Genomic DNA, 5817 nt, shown 5'->3' with positions numbered 1-5817 from the left:
GGCGGGAGCGGGGGTGCCATGAGCAGCAGTCCCTGCCGGCGCCACCCGGCGATGGTCTCGCGGTCGGCCGCGGGGAACCCGCCGAGGGGGCGGCTGCCGTCGCAGCGCGCCAGGAGGGCGGCGTCCCGGTCCGACAGAGGGCCGTGTCCGTCGACCTGACGTCCCAGGAAACGGAGCGTCCCGCCTGCTGTCTCCACGTGCGGCAGGGCCGCCGGGGACCACGTGTCAGGAATCTCCGTCATGTAACTCCGATAACGCCGACGACTCTGACGACTCTGATGACTCCGAGCCCGCGGTGCCGAATGACAGACGCCATATGGCCGGAGCATACAGATCGCCTCCACAGGCGCCCAGAGCCCGTTCCGAAGCGGCAGAAAATGAGGGGACGGGTGGCCGAAAATACCGTTCCCGGATGATCATTGTCCACGCCGGGAACCATCGGGACGATAGCTTTCCGGTCATTCATCTCGGCTCACGCACCCCCTTCCGAAGCCCCTCTCCCGACCCCGGCGACGGCCGGTCCGTCGCCGGCCCGGACGCGATGGAATACCCATGTCAGCGCCCCTTTATCCGCAGCGGCCACGAGCGGCCGTCCCAGGCTCGCCCCGTGAACGTGATCAAGCCGTCGGCATGGCCGAAGACAGGTAAAACGCAGGGAATAGGCCACGGCAGCGGCCCGTTTCCGGACGCGCCATTGCGCCGGAGATCTTCTGCTGTAGCCTCAAAGTGCGATTTGACCTGTCGGGCGACTCAGAGGACGAGGCAGGGGAATGGAGACTCGCGTACTGCTTGTTCAACAAGGAGTCTGGGGCAATTCCGCGGCCTCCATGCCCCTGGCGATCGGCTACCTCAAGGCCTACGCCGAAGCGGACGACCGCATTCGACGCCGTATGGACATCTCCATCAGGAACTACCCGGGCGACGCCGGACTCAACGCCATGGCCCGGGACCTGATCCGGGACGGCTGTCCCGACATCCTCTGCTTCTCCGTCCTCGGCTGGAACTTCCGCGCCTTCGGCACGCTCGCCGAGACGTTCAAACAGATGAACCCGCAGGGCTGGGTCGTCTTCGGCGGCAACCACGTCGCCTACCAGGCCGAACGGGTCCTGCGCATGTACCCCCAGGTCGACGTCGTGGTGAACGGCGAGGGGGAGCTGATCTTCCGGGACCTGCTGAACGGCTACCTCGACGGCGCCGAGCGCGGCGGACTCCACGAGATCGGCGGCATCTCCTTCCGCGAGGCCGACGGGAACCTGGTCACCACCCCCGAACGCGAACGCATCCAGGACCTGGAGATCCTGCCGTCCCCCATTCTCACCGGCGCGATTCCGCTGGCCGGCGACAAGGGCGGTTTCCGCTACGACTACGCGCTGATGGAAACGAACCGCGGCTGCCCGTACAAGTGTTCCTTCTGCTATTGGGGCGGCGCCACCGGGCAGAAGATCCGGGCGTTCTCCCGGGAGCGGCTGCGCGAGGAACTCGAACTCCTCGGGCGGCACGGCGCTGAAATCCTGATGCTCGCCGACTCCAATTTCGGGCTCCTGCGCCAGGACGAGGAATTCCTGGACGACATGCTCCGGGTACGCCGAAAGTACGGGTTCCCGAAGCGGCTGGAAACCTCCTGGGCGAAGAACAAGTCTCCCGGCTTCTACCGCATCATGGAGAAGATGAAAGAGTCAGGGATGCACAGCGCGTTCATCCTCGCCCTCCAGACGATGGACGATTCCGTGCTGGATCTCATGCGCCGGCGGAACATGAAGCTGAACGACTGGGAAAGTCTCGTCGCCTGGCTCACCGACCACGGCATCACCCCCTATCTGGAGTTGATCTGGGGGGCGCCGGGCGAGACGGTCGACTCGTTCCTGGACGGTTACGACCGGGCGGCACAGCACACGCCGTTCATCGCGGTCCACCCGCTGATGCTGCTGCCGAACACCGAATACCACGACAAGCGCGAAGTCCACGGACTGGTGACCGTGCGCGGTGAGCAGGACGACTTCGACTACGTGCTCTCCCACCGGACGATGACGCTCGCGGACAACGAGCGCATGCTCCGCTTCATCTGCTGGAACCGCGTCCTGGCCCGGAGCCTGTTCCTGCACAACATCTGGGTCGCCCTGCGCTCGCTCGCCGGCATCCCCCAGTCACAGGTGCTCCTCAGCTTCTCCGACTGGATCGAGAAGAGCGAGGACCACGAGGCCAGGGAACTGCACGCGGTGGCCAGGCCGGCGAGCTCCGCCAGCGAACTCGTCGACCCCAACGTCTGGCGGCTGCTCACCAAACGGCTGCTGCGGCAGTGGTGGGAGGAGGCCATGCGCCCCGCGCTGCCCGAGCACCTGCTGCCGGTCCTCGACGAGGTGTTCCGCTACGACCTGCTGTGCCAGCCGGTCCGCATGCTGCCCGACGGGTCGGGGCCCGAGGAGGACCTCTCGGTCGTCACCCGGCACGGCGAGAGCTGGTACCTGCGCAGCGACACCGAATTCACCCACCCCGTGCCCCGCCTGATCGCCGCGCTGCGGCGCGGGGAGACGGTGAGCACGGAACCCGAGCGCCACACCGCCGACTTCTACTACCGGACCGAGTTCGGCGGCGACCTCCAGCACTACTTCCGCATGGACCGCTTCCGCGGACTGACCGAGCAGCAGCTCGACGAACAGTTCACCAAGGTTTGACCGAGATCCTTCACCACGGGAGACACGAGACGATGGACCGCGCCGGGCTGATTCGGGACCTCCACGAGATCGCAGCGGGCATGACCAAGGGCGAGCACCGGCCGGCACCCCAGGAGGGCGACGCCAGCCTCGTGGACCAGTACGGGTTCAGCTCCCTCGACGCCCTGGAGTACCTGCTGATCCTGGAGGAGAAGTTCGATGTCGTCTTCGAGGACGAGGACCTGACGGAGGAGACCCTCTTCTCCATCGAGGGCCTCGCCACCTACATCCTCCAGCAGAAGGTCGGCGAGAGCCGCACCCTGACGTGACAGCCATGACACCGGCAGCCGCGCGACCGGGGGGAGCGCCCGGCGAGGTGGCGGTCAGCGTGGTCGTACCGACCCGCGACCGGACCACCCGGCTCCTGCTCGCCCTCACGGCCCTGGGACACCAGACCCTGGACCGCGAGCGGTTCGAGGTCGTCCTCGTCGACGACGCACCAAAGCGCGGCGCGGTGCGGGAAGTGCTGGCCGCCCTGCCCGCCGGCCTGCCGGTGAGGGAGGCCGCCACGGGCGGGCGCGGGGTGGCCTGCGCCCGCAACACCGGAGCCCGGCTGGCCCGCGGGGACCTCCTGCTCTTCCTCGACGACGACACCCTGGCCACGCCCGGGCTCCTGGAGGCGCACCTCGCCGCCCACCGGGGGGCCGCCGCCACCGTGGTGCACGGCGCCGTCACCGACCTGTCCGCGTTCACGCTGACCCCCGAACCCCGGCCCCTGCGCACCGCCCTGACCGGCGCCCGCAACCGCACGATCGAGCCCGCCACCCTCACCGACCTCGCCACCGCAGTCCCCCTGCTCGGGCCGCGCCGCTCGTTCATCGAGCGCACCGCCCACCAGGTGACCCGCTCGCCCGCGTACGCCCCCCTGCGCTGGCTGAGCTGCATCGGCACCAGCACCAGCGTCCGGCGCACGGTGTTCGAAGAGGTCGGCGGCTTCGACGAGCACTACGGGCAGCTGTGGGGCGGCGAAGACCTCGAACTGGGCCTGCGGCTCGCCGCAGCGGGCACCGCCTTTGCCCTCCTCGACACGCCCGCCTACCACCTCCCGACGGCCCGCCGGAACACCGGCGACCTCCTGCCGAGGTTCTGGCAGGAAGTCGCCGACCGGCACCGGGACCCGCGCTTAGCGGACGTCGGCCCCTTCCTCGCCGGCCGGCTCACCCTCGACGAACTCGCCGCGCGGCTCGGCCCCGCCCTGACCCCGGGAACGGCGCTGTCATGACGCATCCGACGGCAGGCGCGGTGATCGTGGGCGGTACGGCGCCCCGGTCGCTGGAGGACCTGCGCTCCCGGCGGGACCTGTCCGTCCGCACCGCCGGCGAGCTGCTGCCCGCCGCCTTCGTCGACGTGCTGTCCGCAGCGCTGGAGCGCCTGCCCGCCGCCCTGCGCGCCACCGTCCCCGTGATCATGGCGGCCACGGACTACTGCGTGGCGGCCACCTCCCAGTACGTCGGCCGGTGCGTGGAGGCGCAGGCGGGGGGCCGCAGGCTGCGGCCGTCCGAGGCCATGACCCCGGAGCCGGCCCAGCTGCTCCAGGAACTGGCGCAGGCCCGCGGCTGGAACGGGACCGGCCACGTCCTGATCAGCCCGCGCGCGGCCACCCAGCAGGCGGTGCGCTGGGCGTGGGGCGCCGTCACCGCCGGGCTGCACGAGGCGATGATCGTGTGCGAGGTCGTCCGGGCCGAACACGAGGACGGCTACCGGATCGCCGCCGTCCCGGTGACCGCCGCCGGCACCCCCCGGACCGGCGGACCCCCTCGACCGTCCGTCGTCGTCTCCGGCACCGGCCTGGTCACCGCCTTCGGCGACGGAGGAACCGCGTTCTGGCAGGGCCTGCTGGACGGCCGCCGGGAACTGTCCGGGCTGACCCGCTTCGACGCGTCCCGCTTCCGCAGCCGGACCGTGTGCCAGACGGACGTCCAGGCACCGCCCGGCCGCCCGACCCGCCGCGCACTGCTGGAGCGGGCCCGCGCGGAGGCGCTGCGGGAGGCCGGGCTCGACGAACTGCCCGGCCGCACCCTGCTGGTGTCGGCCGGAGTGGTCCCGCACCTCCCCAAGGTCGCCGGCGCCCCCCGGATCGGCGAGATCGCGGTGGAACCCGACTGGGACGCGGACGGATCGGGCGTCGCCCCGCAGAACGCGGTGCTGCTGGCCCACGCCTGCGCGTCGGGCGCCTTCGGGCTCGCCCTGGCACGCGAATGGCTGCTGTGCGGCCTCGCGGACACCGCCCTCGTCACCGGCGTGTCGTCCCTCAACACCTACGACTACGCCTGCCTCGACGTGCTGCGCGCGACGAGTACGACCGCAGCCCGCCCCTTCGACGAGGACCGCTCCGGCGTCACGGTCGGGGAAGGCGCCGGGGTGATCGTCCTGGAGACCGCCGAGCGCGCCGCCGCCCGAGGGCAGGCACCCCTGGCGACGCTCAGCGGGATCTCCTGCCGGGTCGCCGGCCAGGGCCTCAGCCGGCTCAACGCGCACATCGGCGCCGCCTGCATGCGCGACGCGCTGGCCATGGCCGGCCTCACCACCGTCGACTACGTCCACGGCCACGCCCCCGGCACCCGGCAGGGCGACGAGGCCGAACTGCTGGCCCTGGACCAGATCGGCGCCGAGCACGACTGGCGGGGCGTCCCCGTCAGCTCGTACAAGGGGGCGGCCGGCCACCTGCTGCACGCCTCGGTGTTCCCCGGCGTCGTGGCGGCGGTCCGGGCCCTGCGTCACCAGGTGCTTCCGGGAACCCCCGGGCTGCGCAAGCCCCTTGACGCGCGGCACGTGCGGGTGCTGCGCGATCCGGAGCCCTGTGACGGGATGCGTTCCGTACTGGTGAACAACTTCGGGTTCGGCGGCAACAACGCCGCGTTCCTCCTGACGGGAGGCGCGGCCGGGCGCAGGGAGTGGGGTACGGATGGCTGACGCGGTGCTGATGACACCCCGGGAGATCCTCACCGGGTTCTCCAGTGTCAACAACCAGAACGTCCTGATCAACGACGAGGAGTACCTCCGCCTGGACCCGGCGATGCGCCTCTTCTACGAGAAGGTCCGGGAGAACCTGGGGGTGGCCTGCATCGCGGGTCACTTGCGGGGGTGCGGGTATTCGGTGCGGGCG

The 5817-nt window shown here is 70.7% G+C and carries 5 protein-coding genes and 1 pseudogene; 5 read left to right on the top strand and 1 reads right to left on the bottom strand.

The annotated features are described in order from the left end of the window. The coding region (locus AOK24_RS35315; RefSeq protein ID WP_159052095.1) for a hypothetical protein at positions 1-242 on the bottom strand (242 nt) is incomplete at its 3' end. Between the two features lie 528 nt (positions 243-770). Here AOK24_RS35315 and AOK24_RS35310 point away from each other — a divergent pair. From AOK24_RS35310 to AOK24_RS35290, 5 genes and pseudogenes are all read left to right on the top strand, one after another. After that, entirely contained in the window at positions 771-2672 is a 1902-nt protein-coding gene (locus tag AOK24_RS35310) for a KedN5 family methylcobalamin-dependent radical SAM C-methyltransferase (RefSeq protein WP_133258153.1), read from the top strand. Next, positions 2669-2980 carry an acyl carrier protein gene (locus tag AOK24_RS35305; protein WP_133258154.1) on the top strand — a complete coding sequence of 104 codons (312 nt, stop codon included), beginning with the start codon at positions 2669-2671 and terminating at the stop codon, positions 2978-2980. The genes AOK24_RS35310 and AOK24_RS35305 overlap by 4 nt, the downstream gene beginning before the upstream one ends. A 47-nt stretch (positions 2981-3027) precedes the next feature. Continuing rightward, entirely contained in the window at positions 3028-3933 is a 906-nt protein-coding gene (locus AOK24_RS35300; RefSeq protein ID WP_055724056.1) for a glycosyltransferase, read from the top strand. Then, entirely contained in the window at positions 3930-5624 is a 1695-nt protein-coding gene (locus tag AOK24_RS35295; protein ID WP_055724055.1) for a beta-ketoacyl synthase N-terminal-like domain-containing protein, read from the top strand. Before AOK24_RS35300 ends, AOK24_RS35295 begins: the two co-directional genes overlap by 4 nt. Then, a pseudogene (locus AOK24_RS35290) lies at positions 5617-5817 on the top strand (B12-binding domain-containing radical SAM protein); the annotation flags it as partial. The gene AOK24_RS35295 and the pseudogene AOK24_RS35290, both read left to right, overlap by 8 nt.

The organism is Streptomyces niveiscabiei (assembly GCF_001419795.1).
Taxonomy (GTDB): Bacteria; Actinomycetota; Actinomycetes; order Streptomycetales; family Streptomycetaceae; genus Streptomyces; species Streptomyces niveiscabiei.
The sequence above is the reverse complement of the archived record's forward strand: the minus strand, read 5'-3'. Positions and strand labels throughout refer to the sequence as shown.

Excerpts from the sequence above, each read along its gene's own strand:
- AOK24_RS35310 (WP_133258153.1), top strand. The coding sequence starts at position 771 with ATGGAGACTCGCGTACTGCTTGTTCAACAAGGAGTCTGGGGCAATTCC.
- AOK24_RS35295 (WP_055724055.1), top strand. The coding sequence starts at position 3,930 with ATGACGCATCCGACGGCAGGCGCGGTGATCGTGGGCGGTACGGCGCCC.